Source organism: Streptomyces sp. PH10-H1 (assembly GCF_030063355.1).
Classification (GTDB): domain Bacteria; phylum Actinomycetota; class Actinomycetes; order Streptomycetales; family Streptomycetaceae; genus Actinacidiphila.
In genome coordinates this window covers 32723-53430 of record NZ_JASISZ010000026.1, presented here as the reverse complement: position 1 = coordinate 53430, position 20708 = coordinate 32723, and the positions used below count along the sequence as shown (strand labels likewise).

The window sequence follows — 20708 nt, the reverse complement described above, 5'->3', positions numbered from 1 at the left end:
TGCCCCGCGATAGGGAGCGGGCTCGCGACGCCCTGCGACTCCGCTTGCGGCGTTGTCGTCGGTCGCCGAACTCCGCATGGACTCCCTCCTCCGCCTTGCAATCGAAGCCCCATGCCGCCGCTCCCTGATCCGCCCCCTACCGCGGGGCAGGTCGTTACGAGAGAAGGGTCCGCCCGTGACCACCAAGAACATCACCCACTGGATCGCCGGCCAGGCATGGACCGGCACCGCGGAACGGCGCGGAGACGTGTACGACCCGGCCACCGGGGCGGTCACCGGACAGGTGGACTTCGCGTCGATCGGTGAGGTCGACCAGGCCGTCAGCGTCGCCGTAGAGGCCTTCGCCGGCTGGCGCAACGCGTCGGTCGCCAAGCGCACCCAGGTGCTCTTCGCGTTCCGCGAACTGATCAACTCCCGCCGCGACGAGCTCGCCTCGATCATCGTCTCCGAGCACGGCAAGGTGCATTCGGACGCGCTGGGCGAGATCGCCCGCGGCATCGAGGTCGTCGAGTACGCCTGCGGCATCCCGCAGTTGTCGAAGGGCGGCTTCACCGAGCAGGCGTCGACCGGCGTCGACGTGTACTCGATCCGCCAGCCGCTCGGCCCGGTCGCGATCATCTCCCCGTTCAACTTCCCGGCCATGGTGCCGATGTGGTTCTTCCCCATCGCCATCGCCGCGGGCAACACGGTCGTCCTCAAGCCCTCCGAGAAGGACCCCTCGGCCGCGAACTTCATCGCGGGGCTGTGGAAGGAGGCCGGACTGCCGGACGGCGTCTTCAACGTCGTGCACGGGGACAAGGTCTCCGTCGACCGCCTCCTGGAGCACCCCGACATCAAGGCCGTCTCGTTCGTCGGCTCCACGCCGATCGCCCGCTACGTCTACGAGACGGGTACCCGTTACGGCAAGCGCGTCCAGGCCCTCGGCGGCGCCAAGAACCACATGCTGGTCCTGCCCGACGCCGACCTCGACCTCGCGGCCGACGCGGCCGTCAACGCCGGGTTCGGCGCGGCGGGCGAGCGCTGCATGGCGATCTCCGTCCTCGTCGCCGTCGACCCGGTCGGTGACGAGCTCGTCGAGAAGATCAAGCAGCGCATCGCGGGTCTGAAGGTCGGCCCCGGCTGCAACGGCGACTCCGAGATGGGCCCGCTGGTCACCGGCGTCCACCGCGACAAGGTGACCTCCTATCTCGACGCGGGCCTCGCCGACGGCGCCACCCTCACCGTCGACGGCCGCAAGCACCCGATCTCCGGCGAGGGCACCGCCAACGGCTTCTGGCTCGGCCCGACGATCTTCGACCACGTCAAGCCCGGCATGTCGGTGTACGACGACGAGATCTTCGGCCCGGTGCTGTCCGTCGTCCGGGTCACCTCGTACGACGAGGGCCTGGAGCTCATCAACAGCAGCCCGTACGGCAACGGCACCGCGATCTTCACCAACGACGGGGGCGCGGCCCGACGCTTCCAGTACGAGGTCGAGGTCGGCATGGTCGGCATCAACGTGCCGATCCCGGTCCCGGTCGCCTACTACTCCTTCGGCGGCTGGAAGAACTCGCTCTTCGGCGACACCCACGCCTACGGCGAGGACGGCGTCAAGTTCTTCACCCGCGGCAAGGCCGTGACGCAGCGCTGGCTGGACCCGTCCCACGGCGGCATCAACCTCGGGTTCCCCACCAACGACTGACCGCGGGGATCACGCGGATCACGCGGATCACGGGGATAGTGCGGATCACGGGGAGCACTCTCCGTCGCCGGGCGGGCTCGTTCTCCGAGCCTGCCCGGCGGCTTCGGTCCCGGGCGGTGTCAGGGCCACTCCCGCCAGCAGCGCCGCGCTGAGGCACCAGCTCCCGACGACGTCCAGCGGCCAGTGGTATCCGCACCACACCAAGGACACCCCGACGGCGGCCACCAGCAGCACGGCTGCGGCGGCGACCAGCCGCCGCCGCGCGGCGCGGTGGACATACGGCAGTACCAGGAGTGCGGCGGCGCCGATGGCGACCGTCGCCGACGCCGTATGCCCGGACGGGAAGAAGCCGGGGTAGGAGCCGGGGCCGAGACGGTGGTGGCCGGGGGAGGGGCGGGCGATGACCGTCTTGGCGCAGGTGACGATCAGTGGCACGGCGGCCATGGCCAGGGCCGCGGCCAGCGGTCGCGGCCACCACCGCGGCACTCCGGCCCGGCCGTCCCGCCAGGCGGCGTGGCCGATGGCGGCGGTGAGGAGCGGGACCGCGAGCTGCGCGTTGCCGATATCGCAGAGGAACTGGCCGGTGCTCCGCAGGCCCGCGAACCGCGCGGCGGTGTGCTGGGTCCGCCGGAGCAGCCACCGGTCGGCGTCGACCAGGGGACCTCCGGCAACGACCTGCCAGGTGATCAGCGCGAACAGCAGCAGGCTGAGAACCAGGACCAGGACCTGAGTCCGGAGAAAAATCGGCCGCCCCGGAACAGGGGGGAGAGTTCCGGAGCGGCCATGACGATCGTCGTGCCGCTCGACCCGGGGGGTTTGGGACGAGCGGCCGATCGATCGGCGAGGAGTGCCGGAACGCTTCGTTCCGGCGCTTTTGTGCGCGAGGGCACTGCCCTGCCGGCAATGGGGGGTCGCCGGCGAGGTGTCGCCCGTGGTCTCCCACGAGCGGGATGGTGCGGTGGATCTGTGGAAACCGTACGTCACCGGCGGGGTCGCCGGGAGAGCGATTACCCCTCCGCCATCAGGCCCGCACACCTTCTTCACCTATGCCGCCCCCTTGCCCAGAGTTACACCGGGTGTCACACCCGGGCGAAAGCCCCCTCGATGATGTCGAGGCCCTCGTTCAGCAGATCCTCGCCGATGACCAGCGGCGGCAGGAAACGCAGCACATTGCCATAGGTGCCGCAGGTCAGGACGACCAGGCCCGCGGCGTGGCAGGCCTTCGCCAGCGCGGCGGTGGCCGCCGCGTTCGGGTTCTTGGTGCCCGGCTCCACGAGCTCGACGGCGATCATGCCGCCGCGGCCGCGTACCTCGCCGATATTGACCGTCGCCGAGTCGGCCAGCTTCTCCTGCATCGCGAGCAGTCGGCCCTTCATGACCTCCTCGATGCGCCGCGCCCTGGCGTTGAGGTCGAGTTCCTTCATGGTCTCGATCGCGCCGAGCGCCGCGGCGCACGCCACCGGGTTGCCGCCGTAGGTGCCGCCGAGGCCGCCCACGTGGGCGGCGTCCATGATCTCGGCGCGGCCCGTGACGGCGGCGAGCGGCAGACCGCCCGCGATGCCCTTGGCGGTGGTGATCAGGTCGGGGACGATGCCCTCGTCCTCGCAGGCGAACCACTGGCCGGTACGGCAGAAGCCGGTCTGGATCTCGTCGGCCACGAACACGATGCCGTTCGCCTTGGCGAACTCCACGATCTTCGGCAGGAAGCCCTTGGCCGGCTCGATGAAGCCGCCCTCGCCCGCGATCGGCTCGATCACGATCGCGGCCACGTTCTCGGCGCCGACCTGCTTGGTGATCATGTCGATCGCCTGGGCGGCGGCCTCCTCGGCGCAGTTCTCCGCGCCGGTCAGCCAGCGGTAGCCGTAGGCGAGCGGCACCCGGTAGACCTCGGGCGCGAACGGCCCGAAGCCCTCCTTGTACGGCATGTTCTTGGCGGTGAGCGCCATCGTCAGGTTGGTGCGGCCGTGGTACCCGTGGTCGAAGACGACGACCGCGGTGCGCTTGGTGTAGGCGCGGGCGATCTTCACGGCGTTCTCGACGGCCTCGGCGCCGGAGTTGAACAGCGCGGTGCGCTTCTCGTGGTCACCCGGGGTCAGCTCGTTGAGCTGCTCGGCGACCTCGACGTAGCCCTCGTACGGGGTCACCATGAAACAGGTGTGGGTGAAGTCCGCGAGCTGCGCGGTCGCCCGCCGCACCACGGCCTCGGCGCTGTTGCCGACCGAGGTCACCGCGATGCCGGAGCCGAAGTCGATGAGCGAGTTCCCGTCCACGTCCTCCAGCACGCCGCCGCCGGCGCGCGTGACGAAGACAGGGAGGGTGACGCCCACACCGCTGGGGACCGCCGCGACCTTGCGGGCCATCAGCTCCTGCGACTTCGGGCCGGGGATCGAGGTGACGAGCCGGCGCTCCTGGGACAGTTCGGTCATGGCGGGCGTACTCCTCATATATGTCCACGGGCTTTTCCCGCAGGCTAAGCGGGGGCCGCGCGGGATCGCTTACTCCGATAGGGCGCAGTGTCGGGCGGCCGTTCGACACCACGGACAGTCGGCTTCCCGGCCGACCGTAGTCCCGGCAGCCGATTTCGGCACCCGCGCCCCGCGAAGCGCCATGATCCTTATGGACCGGTGTCCGCTCCACTACATTGAGTTCCGTCGCTGGCGACGAGGCTGAGGGGCGGCTGGTAGTGGACATCGAGGGTACGCAGGGATACCGGAAGGTCGCGCCCGCGACCCCGGTTCCGAGGCCGGCGGGGCCGCCGCCGATGCCGCAGGCGCCGCCGGTCTCCGCGCTGGAGACCTGGCTGCGTACGCCGCGCCACCGCGACGCGCCGGGGATCTTCGCGTACGGCCATGTGCCGCGGCCTCCGGAGGACTCCGGCCGGCTCGCCGGCCGCCGGCTGATCGGCGGCGCGCTGCTGGCCCTGCTGTGCGGGCTGCTGGTCTGGTCGCTGCTCTGGAACTATTTCGGCAGCCTCTGGCTCAAGCCGATGTTCTGGCTGATCCCGGACACTTGGGCCTACACGGGCGACCGGATCGCCTACTCCGTCGTCTCCAACAGCTACTACCTCATCTGGGCGTGCCTGCTGGCCTTCGCGTTCGGCCGGGCCGGCCACTGGCCGGAGGTCTGGCGCCGCTACGCCGCACCCGCCCTGAGCCGGCTGTGGGACCAGCCGGCCGCGACAGCGATGGGGCCCGACGGGCAGCCCGCCGAGGACGACCCCGTCGAGTGGCCCGAGTTGCGGGCCGCTGGGCAGGGCGTGCTTGCCGACCATCTTGCGGGCGAGATCCGCGGCGGGCGGATGAACGATGTCGACTACACGCGGATCCGGCGCGCCTGGACGTCGGTGCAGGCGCAGCCGGAGCGGATCGACGCGTTTGCCGACACGGTGCTGCGGCAGGGTGCCGCCGCCTGTCTGCATCCCTCCGGTGACCGTGACCTGCCCTTCCGCTCGGCCCCGCACGACCTGCTCGGCGGCCAGGTACGGATCGGTCTGGCGCCGGCCGACGACCGCAACCCGTACCAGCACCGGGGCGCCGGGCTGGCGCTCGATCCGACGCTGCTCGGCACCGGGCTGGTCGCCGTCGGCCCGCCGGGTTCCGGCAAGACCCACCGGCTGGTCCGGCCGGTCGTGGAGGCGCTGTGCCTGCAGGCGCTGTCCGGCACCGCCGCGGTCATCGCCGTGGGCTCCGCGGGCGCCGACCTGGGACCGGCGGACGGCTTTGACGTCGTCATCTCGCTCGGCGACCCCGCCTCGCGCGACGACCTGGACCTGTACGGCGGCAACCCCGACCCCGACGCGGCCGGAAGCACGCTCGCCGAGGCGCTCATCGACGACGGCCCCACGCACGAGGCCGACATCCGGCGGGCCGCCACCGCGCTCGCCCAGCTGCTCGGCCCGTACCGCGCCGCCCACGGCCGCTTCCCCGCCGTCACCGAGCTGCGCGAGCTGCTCGACGGCACCCCGCACGCGTTCGCCGCGCTGCGCGACGCCCTGGACCTGGCGGGCGCGCCGGGGCCGGTCCGCGAACTCGACGCGCGGGAGCGGCAGGCGGGGCGCCCCGACGACATCGGCACCCTGCTCGCCGACCGGGTCGCGCTGCTCGACCGGCCGGCCTTCGCGGGCTTCTTCGACGTGACGGGCCGCACCCGGCCGTTCTCCATGCACACGCTGGAGCACCCGCTCCGGGTCCGCATCGACCTCCCGGAACGCGGCCACGCCGAGGCGTCGCGGATCCTCGCCCGGCTCGTCCTGGCCCAGTTCACGGCCGCGGTCGTGGGCCGCCGCGACCGGTCGCTCTTCGCCTGCCTGGTCCTGGACGACGCCGCCCACACGATCACCGGCGAGTCGGTGCGCGGGCTGCAGCGCCTGCGGTCCGCCAACGCCGGGGCCGTACTGGCCCTGCGGACGCTCGACGACGTTCCCGAGGCGCTGCGCACCGCGCTGCTCGGCGCGGTGGGGTGCCGGATGGCCCTGTCCGGGATCACGACCTGGGACGGGAAACGTTTCGCCGAGGCCTGGGGCACCACCTGGGTGGAGGCCCGGGACGTCACCCGTACGCCGGATCAGTCCGGCGGTCTGCTGCGCCGGGTGAGCCGCGGTGTGCGGCGGCTCTTCACCGGCGAGGCCGTCACCACCGAGTCGGTCACCGTCCGCAGGGTCGAGCGCGAGCGCTGGTCGGCCTCCGAGCTGGCGCATTCGGTGCCGGCCGGCCACGCCGTCGTCTCCCTCACCGCCACCGACGGCGAGCACGCCCCGCCGATACTGGTCGACCTCCGCGCCTGACCGCCGCCTGCCCCTGCCCGCCCACTCGGCGCCGGGCCGGGGGTGAGCCGGGACCTGGACGGTGAGGCAGAATCGGAATCGGCGACCACTACCGGTCGGCCAAATCCGAGGCGCCGCGGGCGCCATCCCGGGACTCCCCGCCGGAGGCGACAGCGCGTCATGCCCCTCACTCTCGCCTCTCTCGTCCACCACTCGGCGCTCAAGCTCGTCGTCCTCGCCGGCGGCGACCGGCTGAACGCCGCCGTGCGCTGGGTGCACACCAGCGAGCTGGACGACCCGGGACCGTATCTGGAGGGTGGCGAGCTGCTGCTCACCACCGGTCTCAAGCTCGACGTCGACGATCCGGCGAGCCTGCGCGCCTACGTGGAGCGGCTGGCCGGCGCCGGGGTGGTCGGGCTGGGATTCGGTGTCGGGGTGGGGCACGACGCCGTACCGCCCGCACTCGTGGACGCGGCGGCGGCGCTGGATCTGCCGCTGCTCGAAGTGCCGCGCCGTACGCCGTTCATCGCGATCAGCAAGGCGGTGTCGGCGGCGGTCGCGGCCGACCAGTACCAGGCCGTCACCGCCGGCTTCGAGGCCCAGCGCGACCTGACCCGGGCGGCCCTCGCCCCGGACGGCACCGGCGCGCTGCTCGGCCGCCTCGCCCATCACCTCAACGGGTGGGCCGCGTTGTACGACGCCTCCGGCGCGGTGCTGGCCGCCGCCCCCGAGTGGGCGGGCCGCCGCGCCGCCCGGCTGGCCGGCGAGATCGACCGGCTGCGGGACAAACCCGCGCCCGCCAGCGCGGCCGTGGCCGGGCCCGCGGGTACCGAGGACCGCGTCGAGCTGCAGTCGCTGGGCACCGCGCGCCGCCCGCGCGGCTTCCTCGCCGTCGGCACCGAGGAGCGGCTGGACACCTCCGCCCGCTACGTCGTGCACGCTGCCGTCGCCCTGCTCACGCTCTCCCTGGAACAGTCACGGGCGCTCCAGGACACCGAGCAGCGGCTCGCCGCGGCCCTGCTGCGCATGCTGCTCTCGGGCGAGACCGAGCATGCCCGCACCGTCGCGGGCCAGCTCTACGGCGATCTGCTGACGCGTCCCGTGCGGCTGCTCATCGCTGAGCCGGCCGAGCTCCAGGCCAAGCCCGCGGCCCGCGCCGGGCGCCCGCTGACGGCCCTGGACTCGGTGGCGCTGCTGGCCGAGCGCGCCGAGGCCGCCGCCGCCCGGTCGGGCGAGCCGGTCATCGCCGTACGCGAGGGCCCGCGGCTGATCGTGCTCGCCGCCGACGGGGCGGCCGTGCTCAGCGCCTGCACCGATTTCACCGAGGCCGACGACACACTGGCCGCCGGTCTGTCCGCGGCGGTCCCGGTCGCGGAGCTGCCCGACGCCCTCCGGCAGGCCGAACGGGCGCTGGCCGTCGCGCTGCGGCGCGGCCGCAATCTGGTCGAGCACGGCGAGGTCGGAGCGGGATCGGTCCTGCCGCTGCTCGGCGACGACGCGGTCAGGGCGTTCGCCGAGGGGCTGCTGCGGCCCTTGCGCGAGCACGACGCGACGAGCCGCGGCGACCTCCTCGCCTCGCTCCAGGCCTGGCTCTCCCGGCACGGCCAGTGGGACGCGGCCGCCACCGACCTCGGCGTCCACCGGCACACCCTGCGGTACCGGATGCGCCGGGTGGAGGAGATCCTCGGCCGGTCCCTGGACGACCCGGACGTCCGGATGGAGCTGTGGCTCGCCATGAAGACCCTGCCGCCCGGCGAGTGACACAACGGAGTGCCGGCCGGGAGCGGCACTCCGCAGTGGACAAACGCCCCCGCGCTCTCCCCGGCCTACCGTGGACGAACCGATCGACACCACCACCCCCATCGGAAGGGCCGGGCCGCTGTGAGCACCCCCACCGCATTCTGGCTCGCCGGCCGCAAGGCGACCGGCGAGGACAGCTTCGACGTCACCAACTCGTGGGACGGACGGCTCGTCGGCACGGTCAGTGTTCCCACCGAGGCCCAGGTCGAAGAGGCGGTCGCGGCCGCCGAGGCCGTGCAGGCCGAGTTCGCGGCAACCCCGGCCCATGTGCGGTCCGCCGCGCTCGATCTCGTCGCCAAGCGGCTGGCGGAGCGCACCGAGGAGATCGCCCGGCTGATCACCGCCGAGAACGGCAAGCCGATCAAGTGGGCCCGCGGCGAGGTCGGCCGTGCCGTCTCCGTCTTCCGCTGGGCCGCCGAGGAGGCCCGCCGCTTCAACAGCGGCGAGGCGCAGCGGCTGGACACCGACGCCGGCGGCGTCGGCCGGCTGGCGCTGACCCGCCGGTTCCCGCGCGGACCGGTCCTCGGCATCGCGCCGTTCAACTTCCCGCTGAACCTGGTCGCCCACAAGGTCGCCCCGGCGATCGCCGTCGGCGCGCCGATCATCCTGAAGCCGGCCCCGGCGACCCCGCTGTCGGCCCTGGTGCTGGGCGAGATCCTGGCCGAGACCGGTCTGCCGGCCGGCTCCTGGAGCGTTCTGCCGGTCCCCAACGACCGGATGCCGGCCCTGGTGCAGGACAAGCGCCTTCCGGTGATCTCCTTCACCGGTTCCGACAAGGTCGGCTACCAGATCATGGATTCGGTGCCGCGCAAGCACACCACCCTCGAACTGGGCGGCAACGCCGCGGCCGTGGTGCTCGCCGACTGGTCCTCCGAGGAGGACCTGGAGTGGGCGGCCACCCGAATCGCCACCTTCGCCAACTACCAGGGCGGCCAGTCCTGCATCTCGGTGCAGCGGGTGATCGCCGATGCGTCGGTCTACGACGTGCTCGCCGAGAAGGTCGTCGCCAAGGTCGCCGCGCAGGTCACCGGTGACCCGTCCGACGATGCCACCGACGTGGGCCCGCTGGTCGACGAGAACGCCGCCAGGCGCGTCGAGTCCTGGGTCGACGACGCCGTGACCAAGGGTGCCAAGCTCCTCACCGGCGGCACCCGCGACGGCGCCTCGTACGCCCCCACCGTGCTCGCCGAGATCCCCGCCGACGCGATCCTCGCCACCGCGGAGGTCTTCGGCCCGGTCCTGTCGCTGCAGAAGGTCAATGGCACGGCCGAGGCGTTCGCGGCCGTGAACGACTCCAACTACGGCCTGCAGAGCGGTGTGTTCACCCACGACCTGCAGACCGCCTTCCGCGCCCACCGCGAGCTGGAGGTCGGTGGCGTGATCATCGGCGACGCGCCCTCGTACCGCGCCGACCAGATGCCGTACGGCGGCGTGAAGGACTCCGGTGTCGGCCGCGAGGGCGTCGCGTACGCGATGGGCGACTACACCTACGAGCGGGTCCTCGTCCTGACCGGCCTGGACCTCTGACCTCAGAGACGGACCCCGGTCACAGGCCTCCGGCCTCGGGCCCCACCTCCGACCTCAACCCCTGAGACCACCGGGCCACCCTCCACCGGCCGGGGCGCATGTGCGGTGCGCCCCGGCCGGTTTTTCTCTGCCCTCCGGCGACCGCGTGGTCCTGGCCGCCCCTAGGACGGGATCGGCACGACCATGACCGGCGGTCCCGAGGGGGTCCGTGAACCACCGGCCGGCTCCACCGTCACCCCGACGCCGTCGGCGCCCCGCGGGCCGCCCGCCAGGAACTGCGCGCCGTCCGAGCGGCCCGGATCGACGAGGCCCGCCGGGACCATCGAACCGTTCTCGCTGTACCAGAGCTGGTAGACCCGCGAACCGGCCAGCGGCGGCAGGTCGTGGTAGAGGATCGCGGCCTGGCCGAGCCGCTGGGAGGCGACGACGGTCGCCCCGCCGCCGCCCCTCATCGCGCCCGTCCGCAGCGAGGCGTCGGGCGCGGCTATCAGCGTCGTCAGGTCGGAGGCCCGCTGTTGGGCCTGCACACCCCGGGACCGCTCCTGGTCGGCGTTCCGCTGCTCCTGTACCGCCCAGACGCCGGTGCCCGCGGCGAGGGCCAGACAGGCCGCAGCGGCCAGGTACGGCAGCCGCTGCCGCCACCGGCGGCCCCGCAGCCGGACCACGGCGGGCTCGGCGACCAGCGGCGGCAACTGCCGTACGCCGGGCAGTGCCCTCATGACCCGCTCGCGCAGCGCGGGCGGGGGTACCTGCGCTGCCGCGAAGGCCAGCCGGGTAGCGGTCTCCCGCAGCTCCCGGACTTCCCGTGCGCAGGCCGGGCACTCGGCGAGGTGCCGGGCGAACTCCTCCGCCTCACGGCCGGAGAGGGCGTCCAGCGCGTAGGCGCCGGTCAGTGTGTGCAGATCGGCGGAGTCGGTCACGACGTCACCCCCAAACAGTCCCTGAGGCGGATGAGCCCGTCCCTCAGCCGGGTCTTGACCGTGCCGAGCGCGGTTCCCAGCACATCCGCGGTCTCCCGGTAGGTGTACCCGCGGTAGTAGGCCAGGATTACCGACTCGCGCTGCAGTTCGGTCAGCGCCTGCAGGCAGCGGCGCACCTGTTCGCGTTCCAGCCGCCGCTCGACGAGTTCGGCCACCTCGTCGAACGCGGGGGTGTGGTCGCGGACCGCGGCCCGGTGCTCGCGGTTGGCGGAGGCCTGTGCGGAGCGCACCCGGTCGACCGCCCTGCGATGGGCGAGCATCATGATCCATGCCATGGCGCTGCCTCGCCCGGAGTCGAAGCGGGCGGCGCTGCGCCATACCTCGATCAGCACCTCCTGGGCGACTTCCTCGGACTGTGCGGGATCCCGCAGCACCCGGTGGGCCAGCCCGAGCACCGAGCCGGCGACCGCCGTGTACACGCTGTTGAACGCTTCCTGGTCGCCCCTGGAGACCCTTTCGAGCAGGGTCTCCAGGCTCCCGGGGCCCGGCGCCGAGAATTCGTCGTCGCGGGCTACCGCGCGCATGCGCACCTCCGAGCAATGGTTGTCACACCACTGATTCGTCGCCGGTGACCCGGCGGATTGGTCGTACCGGTCAGGAAACCGGAGGGTTCAGCACCGTGTCGATGAGGTAGACGGTGGCGTTCGCGGTCCTGACGTTGCCACAGACCACATGGGCGGTGTCGTTGACCATGTACGACTCGCCGGAGCCCTTTGTGCTGAGGGGCTGCTTCTCCAGCGTGGGGAAGGTACCGCTGTCGAGCCGGTTCGGGGCCAGCCGCTCGCCGACGACGTGGTAGGTCAGGATCTTGGTGAGCATCGCCTTGTCGGCCAGGATCGCGTCGAGGTCGCCCTTCGGGATCTTGGCGAAGGCGTCGTTCGTCGGGGCGAAGACCGTGAGGTTCTGCGCGCTGTTGAGGGTGTCGACGAGACCGGCCTTCGTCACCGCCGCGACCAGTGTGGACAGCGCGGGGTTGTGCGACGCGGCCGTGGCCACCGGGTCCTTCGCCATCCCGTCGAAGCTGCCCGCTCCGTCCTTCGGCACACCCGCACAGGCGCGGCCGAAGGGCTGGTCGGCGGCCGCGGCGACCGGCGCGGCGGAGGTGGTGTTTGAGGCCGCGGCGTTGCTCGAGTGGCCGCCGCTGCCGCTGTCCGAGCAGGCGGAGGCGGTGACGGCGAGGACGGCCGCGGCGGCCGAGGCGAGAGCGATACGGCGCCTACGAGTGGTTGTGTACATGACATATCTCCTCTTGGGGGTTCCCGGTGGGCCGGGGTGCTGCGGATGAGTGGTGGTGCCGGGATACGGCGGTGACGGTCCGTGGGTCTCACTCCACGGTGACCACCACCGAGTGCCAGCCCGTCGAACCGTCGGGCACGGTGCCCTGCCGGTCGCCGGTCTGGGTCCTGCCGGCGCGGTCCGTCGCGCGGACCTCGATATGGTGCGAACCGGGCCTGGCGTCCCAGACGTGGGACCACTGGCGCCAGGTGTCGGCGGTGTCCTCCGTGGCGGGCCGGGCGGCCAGCCACTCACCGCCGTCGATCCGCACCTCGATCCGGTCGATACCCCGGTGCTGGGCCCATGCGACTCCCGCCACGGGGACGGGGCCCGCCTTCAGCGAGGCGAAGGGCCTGGGGGTGTCGATCCGGGAGGACGTCTTGACGGGAGCCTGCGCGGACCAGCTGCGCCGGACCCAATAGGCGTCGAAGTCCGCGAACGTGGTCAGTTCCAGATCGGTCAGCCACTTGCACGCCGACACATAGCCGTACAGCCCGGGGACGAGCATCCGGACCGGGAAGCCGTGGACGAACGGCAGCGGCTCGCCGTTCATCCCGACCGCGAGCATCGCGTCCCGGCCGTCGAGCACCGTCTCCACCGGGCTGCCGAGCGTGATCCCGTCCACCGAGCGCGCCACCAGCTGGTCGGCGGGCCCCCCGGCGGACGGCGCGCGCACTCCGGCCTCCCGCAGGAGCCCGGCCAGCGGCACTCCGATCCACCGGGCGTTGCCGATGTACGGGCCGCCGACCTCGTTGGATACGCAGTTCAGGGTGATGTCCCGCTCGATCAGCGGGCGCCGCAGCAGGTCCTGGTAGCCGAACTCCAGCGGCTTGGTGACGCCGCGCCCGTGGATCCGCAGCCGCCAGGTGGCGGCGTTCACCTGGGGAACGGTGAGCGCGGTGTCCACCCGGTAGAACGCCGGATTGGGCGTCGTGAAGGGCTGCGCTCCGGGGATCCGCAGATCGGCGCCCGCGGGTACCCGTCCCGCCACCGACAGCGGGGCGGGCAGTCGTACGGCGTTCCGCGAGGCCACGGCCGCCGCGTTGGTCGCGTTCAGCCGCCGCCCGACGACGCCTGCGACGGCGGAGAACGCGGCCGCCGCGGACGCGGCGATCAGGAAACCCCGCCGGTCGAAGGCGCCGGCCGGTTCAGCGGGGCCCGCCGGTTCCGCGGTGTCCGTGGCGCCGATCCGCCCGGCCAGCAACCACAGCGCCGCCGCCCCGGCCACCGCGCCGACGAGGGACGGAAACGCGTCCGTCCACACCCCCACGGGCCGCCGGACCGCCGCCACCGCGCCGACCGCGCCGAAGAGCGCCACTCCGGCGACCCCCAGCCATCGGTGGCGTACGGCGGCCATCCCGACGACCGCCGCGAAGACCGCCAGCACCGCCACGATGCCCAGCTGCAGCACCAGTTTGTCCTCGGTGCCGAAGTTCCGGATCGCCCAGTCCTTCACCTGGACCGGAGTCGCGTCGATCGCCGTCCCGCCGACCGCCGTCACCGGCGAGGCCTGCGGGCCGACGACGGCCGCCACCAGCTCGGCGGCGGCCAGTGAGACGGCTGCCGCCAGTTCTCCGCTCACCGCGCCGAGCAGCAGCTCGCGCACCCTGTTCGTCGTCACGCAGGGGATTCGGAGCCCCGGCGGCAGCGGATTGGTCGGTCACCCGATCGGACGAGCGGGAAGGCGCCCGCGCCAAGCCGGGGCTGCGCGGGGGGTGGTGGACCACCGGAAATTGGGGTAGATACGGGCAAGTAGCACCGGTCGGTAACCGACCGCGCCCGCACGTACCCGACTCCGCGGCGAGGTGAGCCCTCTTGACCGCACCATCCGCACGCAATGTTTCTGAACGCGAGGCCCGGCAGGTGGCCGAGGCCGCCCGCGAACAGGACTGGCGGAGGCCCAGCTTCGCCAAGGAACTGTTCCTGGGCCGATTCAGGCTCGACCTGATCCATCCCCACCCCATGCCGGCGCCCGAGGACGTCCAGCGCGGCGAGGAGTTCCTCGCGAAGCTCCGGGAATTCAGCGAGAAGAAGATCGACGCGGCCCGCATCGAACGCGAGGCGCAGATCCCCGACGAGGTCATCAACGGGCTCAAGGAGCTCGGCGCGCTCGGCATGAAGATCGACACGAAGTACGGCGGCCTCGGCCTCACCCAGGTCTACTACAACAAGGCCCTGGCCCTCGTGGGCTCCGCCAACGCCTCCATCGGCGCGCTGCTCTCCGCGCACCAGTCCATCGGCGTACCGCAGCCGCTCAAGATGTTCGGCACCACGGAGCAGAAGGAGAAGTTCCTTCCGCGCTGCGCGCGCACCGACATCAGCGCCTTCCTGCTCACCGAACCCGATGTCGGCTCCGATCCGGCCCGGCTGGCGACCAGCGCGGTCCCCACCGAGGACGGCTCCGCGTACATCCTCGACGGCGTCAAGCTCTGGACGACCAACGGCGTCGTCGCCGATCTGCTGGTCGTCATGGCCCGGGTGCCCAAGTCCGAGGGACACAAGGGCGGCATCACCGCCTTCGTCGTCGAGGCGGATTCCGCCGGCGTCACCGTGGAGCACCGCAACGCCTTCATGGGGCTGCGCGGCCTGGAGAACGGCGTCACCCGCTTCCACCAGGTCACCGTCCCGGCGGAGAACCGGATCGGCCCCGAGGGCGCCGGGCTCAAGATCGCCCTCACCACCCTCAACACCGGCCGTCTCTCGCTGCCCGCGATGTGCGTCGGCGCCGGCAAATGGTGTCTGAAGATCGCCCGCGAATGGTCCCTGGTCCGCGAGCAGTGGGGCAAGTCCATCGCGAAGCACGAGGCGGTCGGCTCGAAGATCGCCTTCATCGCGGCGACCACCTTCGCCCTCGAAGCCGTCGTCGACCTGTCGTCGCAGATGGCCGACGAGGACCGCAACGACATCCGGATCGAAGCCGCTCTCGCCAAGCTCTACGGCAGCGAGATGGCCTGTCTCATGGCCGATGAACTCGTGCAGATCCGCGGCGGCCGCGGATTCGAGACCGCCGCGTCGCTCGCCGCCCGCGGTGAGCGTGCCGTCCCCGCCGAGCAGGTGCTGCGCGATCTGCGCATCAACCGGATCTTCGAGGGCTCGACGGAGATCATGCACCTGCTGATCGCCCGCGAGGCCGTCGATGCCCATCTGTCCGTCGCGGGCGACCTCATCGACCCCGACAAGAGCCTCGGCGACAAGGCCAGGGCAGGTGCCAAGGCCGGCGGCTTCTACGCCCGCTGGCTCCCCAAGCTCGTGGCCGGAGCTGGCCAACTCCCCATGTCCTACGCAGAGTTCCATCCGCCCGGCTACCCCGACCTGGCCACCCATCTGCGCTACACCGAACGCAGCGCGCGCAAGCTCGCCCGCTCCACGTTCTACGCCATGTCCCGCTGGCAGGGCCGGATGGAGACCAAGCAGGGCTTCCTCGGCCGCATCGTCGACATCGGGGCGGAGCTCTTCGCGATGAGCGCCGCCTGCGTACGCGCCGAGATGCTGCGCACCTCGGGGGAGGAGGGCAGGGCCGCGTACCAGCTCGCCGACGCCTTCTGCCGGCAGTCCCGGATCCGTGTCGAGGAGCTCTTCGGTCGGCTGTCGTCCAACACCGACGACCTCGACCGCAAGGTCGTCGACGGGGTGCTCGGCGGCACCTACACCTGGCTGGAGGCCGGCATCGTCGACCTCAGCGGTGACGGTCCCTGGATCGCCGACGCCACCCCGGGCCCCGCCACGACCGACAACGTCCACCGCCCCATCCACTGACACCCGCGCCCGATCCCCGCATCCCCTGTCGGAACCGACAGGGGATGCGGCCACAATGGGAGGATGACGGACTCCCTCGCAGACCCGCATCACCGCGAATTCGCGGCCGCCGCCGCCACCGACGGACCCCGGGACATCGTGATCCTCGGCTCCACCGGGTCCATCGGCACCCAGGCCATCGACGTGGTGCTGCGCAACCCCGACCGCTTCCGCGTGGTGGCCCTGTCCGCCGCCGGCGGCCGGATCGAGCTGCTCGCCGAGCAGGCTCACCAGCTGCGCGTACGGTCCGTCGCGGTGGCGAACGAGGACGCCGTCGTACCGCTGCGGCAGGCGCTCGTCCACCGCTTCGGCGCCGGTGAGCCGCTCCCCGAGATCCTGTCGGGCCCCGACGCCGCGACCCGGCTCGCCGCCATGAAGTGCCACTCGGTCCTCAACGGCATCACCGGTTCGATCGGGCTGCACCCCACGCTCGCCGCGCTGGAGGCCGGCCGGGTGCTGATCCTCGCGAACAAGGAGTCGCTGATCGTCGGCGGCCCGCTGGTGAAGGCGCTCGCGAAGCCCGGCCAGATCATCCCGGTGGACTCCGAGCACTCCGCGCTCTTCCAGGCCCTGATGGGCGGCACCCGCGCCGAGGTCCGCAAGCTGATCGTGACCGCCTCCGGCGGCCCCTTCCGCGGCCGTACGAAGGAGGAGCTCGCCGGCGTCACCCCGGAGGACGCGCTCGCCCACCCGACCTGGGACATGGGCCCGGTCATCACGATCAACTCCGCGACCCTGGTCAACAAGGGTCTGGAGGTCATCGAGGCGCATCTGCTCTACGACATCCCCTTCGACCGGATCGAGGTCGTCGTCCATCCGCAGTCGTACATCCACTCGATGGTGGAGTTCACCGACGGCTCCACCCTCGCCCAGGCCAGCCCGCCCGACATGCGCGGACCCATCGCGCTCGGTCTCGGCTGGCCCGAGCGGGTGCCGGACGCCTCGCCGGCCTTCGACTGGTCCAAGGCGTCGACGTGGGAATTCTTCCCGCTGGACGACGACGCGTTCCCGGCAGTGGCATTGGCGCGACATGTAGGTAGCCTCGGTGGCACCGCACCGGCGGTGTTCAACGCGGCGAACGAGGAATGCGTCGAAGCCTTCCTCGCGGGCCGGCTGCCGTTCACCGGGATCGTGGACACCGTCGCCCGGGTGGTCGAGGAACACGGCCACCCGGATCCGGGAACTCGGCTGACCGTCGAGGACGTCCTTGAAGCGGAAGCGTGGGCACGGGCCCGCGCACGGGAACTGGCAACGGAGGCAGCGCGGGTATGACGGCACTCATGTGGGGCCTCGGGATAGTCATCTTCGTCGTGGGCCTGCTGTTCTCCATCGCCTGGCACGAGCTCGGCCACCTCTCCACCGCCAAGCTCTTCAAGATCCGCGTGCCGCAGTACATGGTCGGCTTCGGCCCGACGATCTGGTCGCGGCACAAGGGCGAGACCGAGTACGGCTTCAAGGCGGTGCCGCTCGGCGGCTACATCCGCATGATCGGCATGTTCCCGCCCGGCGCCGACGGCAAGGTCACCGCCCGCTCCACCTCGCCCTGGCGCAGCATGATCGAGGACGCCCGCTCCGCCGCGTACGAGGAGCTGCAGCCCGGCGACGAGACGCGGATGTTCTACACGCGCAAGCCGTGGAAGCGCGTCATCGTCATGTTCGCCGGCCCGTTCATGAACCTGATCCTCGCGGTCGCGCTCTTCGCGGTCTCCCTGATGGGCATCGGCGGCAATGTGGCGACCACCTCGATCGGCAGCGTCGCGGAGTGCGTGGTCAAGGCATCCGCCGTGACCGACAAGGCCACCAAGGCCGATGTCTGTCCCAAGAACGCGCCCGCCCCGCCCGCCAAGGCCGCCGGCTTCAAGGCGGGCGACCGAATCGTTTCCTTCAACGGGCAGCCGGTCAGTGACTGGAACAGTCTGTCCGACCGGATCCGGGACACGATCGGCCCGGCCACCGTCGGGGTCGTACGGGACGGCAAGCAGCTCACTCTGCACCCGAACCTGGTCAAGAACACCGTGAACAAGAAGGACAGCGACGGCTCCCCGGTCAAGGGCCAGTACGTGGACGCCGGATTCCTCGGTTTCAGCCCGGCCAACGGCGTCAGGACCCTCACCCTCGGCGAGTCCGTCGACCGCATGGTCTCGATGACCAAGAACTCGATCCGCGGCATCGCCGACATCCCCTCGAAGATCCCCGCGCTGTGGGGATCCGCCTTCGAGGGCAAGCAACGCACCATCGACCAGCCCGTCGGCATGGTCGGCGTCGCCCGTATCGGCGGCGAGGTCTTCTCGCTGAAGATTCCCGCGACGCAACAGATCGGCATCATGGTCAACCTGCTCGCCGGGGTGAACCTGTCGCTGTTCCTGTTCAACATGCTCCCGCTGCTCCCGCTCGACGGCGGCCACATCGCGGGCGCCCTGTGGGAGTCCCTGCGCCGCAAGCTCGCCCGGGTGACCCGCCGCCCGGATCCCGGCCCCTTCGACGTGGCCAAGCTGATGCCGGTCGCCTATGTCGTGGCGGGCATCTTCATCTGCTTCACGGCCCTGGTCCTCGTCGCCGATGTCGTCAATCCGGTGACGCTGTCCTGACGGATGCGGGAGACGTGGGCGGGTTGCCGTAACCTCGGTAAACGGAGCCCGCCCACGCCGGGACCTTGTTCCACACCCTTGGGGATGCCAAGACATGACCGCGATTTCGCTCGGAATGCCCGACGTTCCGATCAAGCTCGCCGACCGCCGCGTCAGCCGCAAGATCCAGGTCGGGTCGGTTGCGGTGGGCGGGGACGCGCCGGTTTCGGTCCAGTCCATGACGACGACGGTGACGGCGGACGTGAACGCGACGCTGCAGCAGATCGCGGAGCTGACGGCGTCGGGCTGCCAGATCGTGCGGGTGGCGTGCCCGACGCAGGACGACGCGGACGCGCTCGCCACCATCGCGAAGAAGTCGAAGATCCCGGTGATCGCCGACATCCACTTCCAGCCGAAGTACGTCTTCGCGGCGCTCGACGCGGGCTGCGCGGCGGTCCGGGTCAATCCCGGGAACATCAAGCAGTTCGACGACAAGGTCAAGGAGATCGCGAAGGCGGCGGCTTCGGTCGGCACCCCGATCCGGATCGGCGTCAACGCGGGCTCGCTCGACAAGCGGCTGCTGGAGAAGTACGGCAAGGCCACCCCCGAGGCGCTGGTGGAATCCGCGCTGTGGGAGTGCTCGCTGTTCGAGGAGCACGGCTTCCGGGACATCAAGATCTCGGTGAAGCACAACGACCCGGTCGTGATGGTGAACGCCTACCGGCTGCTGGCGAGCAAGTGCGACTACCCCCTCCACCTGGGCGTCACCGAGGCCGGTCCCACCTTCCAGGGCACCATCAAGTCCGCCGTCGCCTTCGGGGCGCTGCTGAGTGAGGGCATCGGCGACACGATCCGGGTCTCGCTCTCCGCTCCGCCGGTGGAGGAGATCAAGGTCGGCATTCAGATCCTGGAGTCGCTGAACCTCAAGCAGCGGCGCCTGGAGATCGTCTCCTGCCCGTCCTGCGGCCGCGCCCAGGTCGATGTCTACAAGCTCGCTGACCAGGTCTCCGCCGGTCTTGAGGGCATGGAGGTCCCGCTCAGGGTCGCGGTCATGGGCTGTGTCGTGAATGGTCCCGGCGAGGCCCGCGAGGCCGATCTCGGGGTCGCGTCCGGCAATGGCAAGGGCCAGATCTTCGTGAAGGGCGAGGTCATCAAGACCGTGCCGGAGTCGAAGATCGTGGAGACCCTGATCGAAGAGGCGATGAAGATCGCCGAGCAGATGGAGGCCGACGGCTTCGGCTCCGGCGAGCCCCAGGTCAGCGTGAGCTGACCCGGATCCCGTCCGGCGACCCCGGCCGGTACGGATCCGCACCGGCCGGACGGGCCTGGGCCCGTCCGGCGGCCCGGGGGAGTGGCCCGCCTCACCTCCGCGGAACCCGCCTCCGCGAGGTAAAGTGCGAAGATCTGCCCCCAGCCACCGGCCGGGGGTGCCCCCGCCCCCCCGCGGCCTGTAGGTGAGGCGCCCACGTGTTGACGACGACGACCGCCAAGGTCCTTGAGGCAGGCGAGCTCGACGCCGCCCTCGAAGTGCTCGACCGCGATCCCGTGGCCAATGCGTTCGTCGCCTCCCGTGTGAACGTCGCGGGCCTCGACCCCTGGCGGCTCGGCGGCGAGATGTGGGGCTGGTATTCGAGCGGCCGGCTCACCTCCCTGTGCTACGCCGGGGCGAACCTGGTGCCGATCTGCGCCGGCCCCGAAGCCGTACGCGCCTTCGCCGAGCGGGCCCGCAGGGCAGGCCGCCGCTGCTCGTCGATCGTCGGGCCCGCCGAGCCCACCACCGAACTGTGGTCCCTGCTCGAACCCATCTGGGGCCCCGCCCGGGAGGTCCGCGGCCGTCAGCCGCTGATGACCACCCGGGCGCTGCCCGCCGGCATCCCGCCCGATCCCCTCGTCCGGCGCGTCCGGCGCGACGAGATGGACGTGATCATGCCCGCGTGCGTGGCCATGTTCACCGAGGAGGTCGGCGTCTCCCCGCTCGCCGGGGACGGCGGGCTGCTCTACCAGGCCCGCGTCGCCGAACTCGTCACCGCCGGGCGGTCGTTCGCCCGGATCGAGGACGGCCGGGTGGTCTTCAAGGCCGAGATCGGCGCCGTCACCCGGCACGCCTGCCAGATCCAGGGCGTCTGGGTCGCCCCCGAGCACCGGGGCCGGGGCCTGTCGGAGGCCGGGATGGCCGCCGTGCTGCACTACGCGCTCCGGGATGTGGCCCCGGTCGCCAGCCTGTACGTCAACGACTTCAACGCCGCTGCCCGTGCCTCCTACCGCAGGGTCGGATTCACCGAGGTCGGCGCCTTCATGAGCGTGCTGTTCTGACGTAATGT

15 protein-coding genes are annotated in these 20708 nt (G+C 71.7%); 9 read left to right on the top strand and 6 right to left on the bottom strand.

Annotation, left to right across the window (positions count from 1 at the left end; translation table 11 throughout):
- The first annotated feature begins 175 nt into the window (after positions 1–175).
- Positions 176–1681 (top strand): CoA-acylating methylmalonate-semialdehyde dehydrogenase, encoded by a 1506-nt coding sequence (locus tag QMK24_RS17705; protein WP_283467088.1) that lies wholly within the window; start codon positions 176–178, stop codon positions 1679–1681.
- A gap of 45 nt (positions 1682–1726) precedes the next feature.
- Here the strand turns inward: QMK24_RS17705 and QMK24_RS17700 are convergent, their stop codons facing one another.
- Entirely contained in the window at positions 1727–2665 is a 939-nt protein-coding gene (locus QMK24_RS17700) for a phosphatase PAP2 family protein (RefSeq protein WP_283467086.1), read from the bottom strand.
- 95 nt (positions 2666–2760) lie between these two features.
- Positions 2761–4107: a 4-aminobutyrate--2-oxoglutarate transaminase gene (gabT, locus tag QMK24_RS17695; RefSeq protein ID WP_283467085.1), complete on the bottom strand. Its 1347-nt coding sequence runs from the start codon at positions 4105–4107 to the stop codon at positions 2761–2763.
- Between the two features lie 257 nt (positions 4108–4364).
- Here gabT and QMK24_RS17690 point away from each other — a divergent pair, with 257 nt between their 5' ends.
- The 3 genes from QMK24_RS17690 (at position 4365) to QMK24_RS17680 (ending at position 9770) form a co-directional block, all read left to right on the top strand.
- Complete coding sequence (locus QMK24_RS17690; protein WP_502989151.1) at positions 4365–6464, top strand: type IV secretory system conjugative DNA transfer family protein; 2100 nt, start codon at positions 4365–4367, stop codon at positions 6462–6464.
- 159 nt (positions 6465–6623) lie between these two features.
- The gene (locus QMK24_RS17685; RefSeq protein ID WP_283467083.1) at positions 6624–8204 is read left to right on the top strand and encodes a PucR family transcriptional regulator; all 1581 of its coding nucleotides are present in this window, start codon (positions 6624–6626) and stop codon (positions 8202–8204) included.
- 120 nt (positions 8205–8324) lie between these two features.
- Complete coding sequence (locus tag QMK24_RS17680) at positions 8325–9770, top strand: aldehyde dehydrogenase family protein (RefSeq protein ID WP_283467081.1); 1446 nt, start codon at positions 8325–8327, stop codon at positions 9768–9770.
- Between the two features lie 161 nt (positions 9771–9931).
- Here the strand turns inward: QMK24_RS17680 and QMK24_RS17675 are convergent, their stop codons facing one another.
- The 4 genes from QMK24_RS17675 to QMK24_RS17660 all read right to left on the bottom strand — a co-directional run bounded on the left by QMK24_RS17675 (position 9932) and on the right by QMK24_RS17660 (position 13646).
- Positions 9932–10690: an anti-sigma factor gene (locus QMK24_RS17675; protein ID WP_283467080.1), complete on the bottom strand. Its 759-nt coding sequence runs from the start codon at positions 10688–10690 to the stop codon at positions 9932–9934.
- Positions 10687–11274, bottom strand: a complete 588-nt coding sequence (gene sigK / locus QMK24_RS17670; RefSeq protein ID WP_283467079.1) for an ECF RNA polymerase sigma factor SigK — start codon at positions 11272–11274, stop codon at positions 10687–10689. The genes QMK24_RS17675 and sigK overlap by 4 nt, the downstream gene beginning before the upstream one ends.
- A 70-nt stretch (positions 11275–11344) precedes the next feature.
- Positions 11345–11986 (bottom strand): fasciclin domain-containing protein, encoded by a 642-nt coding sequence (locus QMK24_RS17665; RefSeq protein WP_283467077.1) that lies wholly within the window; start codon positions 11984–11986, stop codon positions 11345–11347.
- Between the two features lie 88 nt (positions 11987–12074).
- Entirely contained in the window at positions 12075–13646 is a 1572-nt protein-coding gene (locus QMK24_RS17660; RefSeq protein ID WP_283467075.1) for a molybdopterin-dependent oxidoreductase, read from the bottom strand.
- A 194-nt stretch (positions 13647–13840) separates the two neighbouring features.
- Here QMK24_RS17660 and QMK24_RS17655 point away from each other — a divergent pair, with 194 nt between their 5' ends.
- The 5 genes from QMK24_RS17655 (at position 13841) to QMK24_RS17635 (ending at position 20700) form a co-directional block, all read left to right on the top strand.
- Positions 13841–15781, top strand: coding sequence for an acyl-CoA dehydrogenase family protein (locus QMK24_RS17655; protein WP_283467074.1), 1941 nt, complete (start codon positions 13841–13843; stop codon positions 15779–15781).
- Between the two features lie 63 nt (positions 15782–15844).
- On the top strand, positions 15845–17092 hold the full coding sequence (dxr, locus tag QMK24_RS17650; RefSeq protein WP_283467073.1) for a 1-deoxy-D-xylulose-5-phosphate reductoisomerase: 1248 nt from the start codon (positions 15845–15847) through the stop codon (positions 17090–17092).
- Complete coding sequence (locus QMK24_RS17645) at positions 17089–18408, top strand: M50 family metallopeptidase (RefSeq protein WP_283467072.1); 1320 nt, start codon at positions 17089–17091, stop codon at positions 18406–18408. Before dxr ends, QMK24_RS17645 begins: the two co-directional genes overlap by 4 nt.
- Before the next feature lie 94 nt (positions 18409–18502).
- A complete protein-coding gene (gene ispG, locus QMK24_RS17640) occupies positions 18503–19657 on the top strand; it encodes a flavodoxin-dependent (E)-4-hydroxy-3-methylbut-2-enyl-diphosphate synthase (RefSeq protein ID WP_283467070.1) in 1155 nt (384 codons plus the stop codon).
- 197 nt (positions 19658–19854) lie between these two features.
- Positions 19855–20700 carry a GNAT family N-acetyltransferase gene (locus tag QMK24_RS17635; RefSeq protein ID WP_283467068.1) on the top strand — a complete coding sequence of 282 codons (846 nt, stop codon included), beginning with the start codon at positions 19855–19857 and terminating at the stop codon, positions 20698–20700.
- Positions 20701–20708 lie beyond the last annotated feature (8 nt).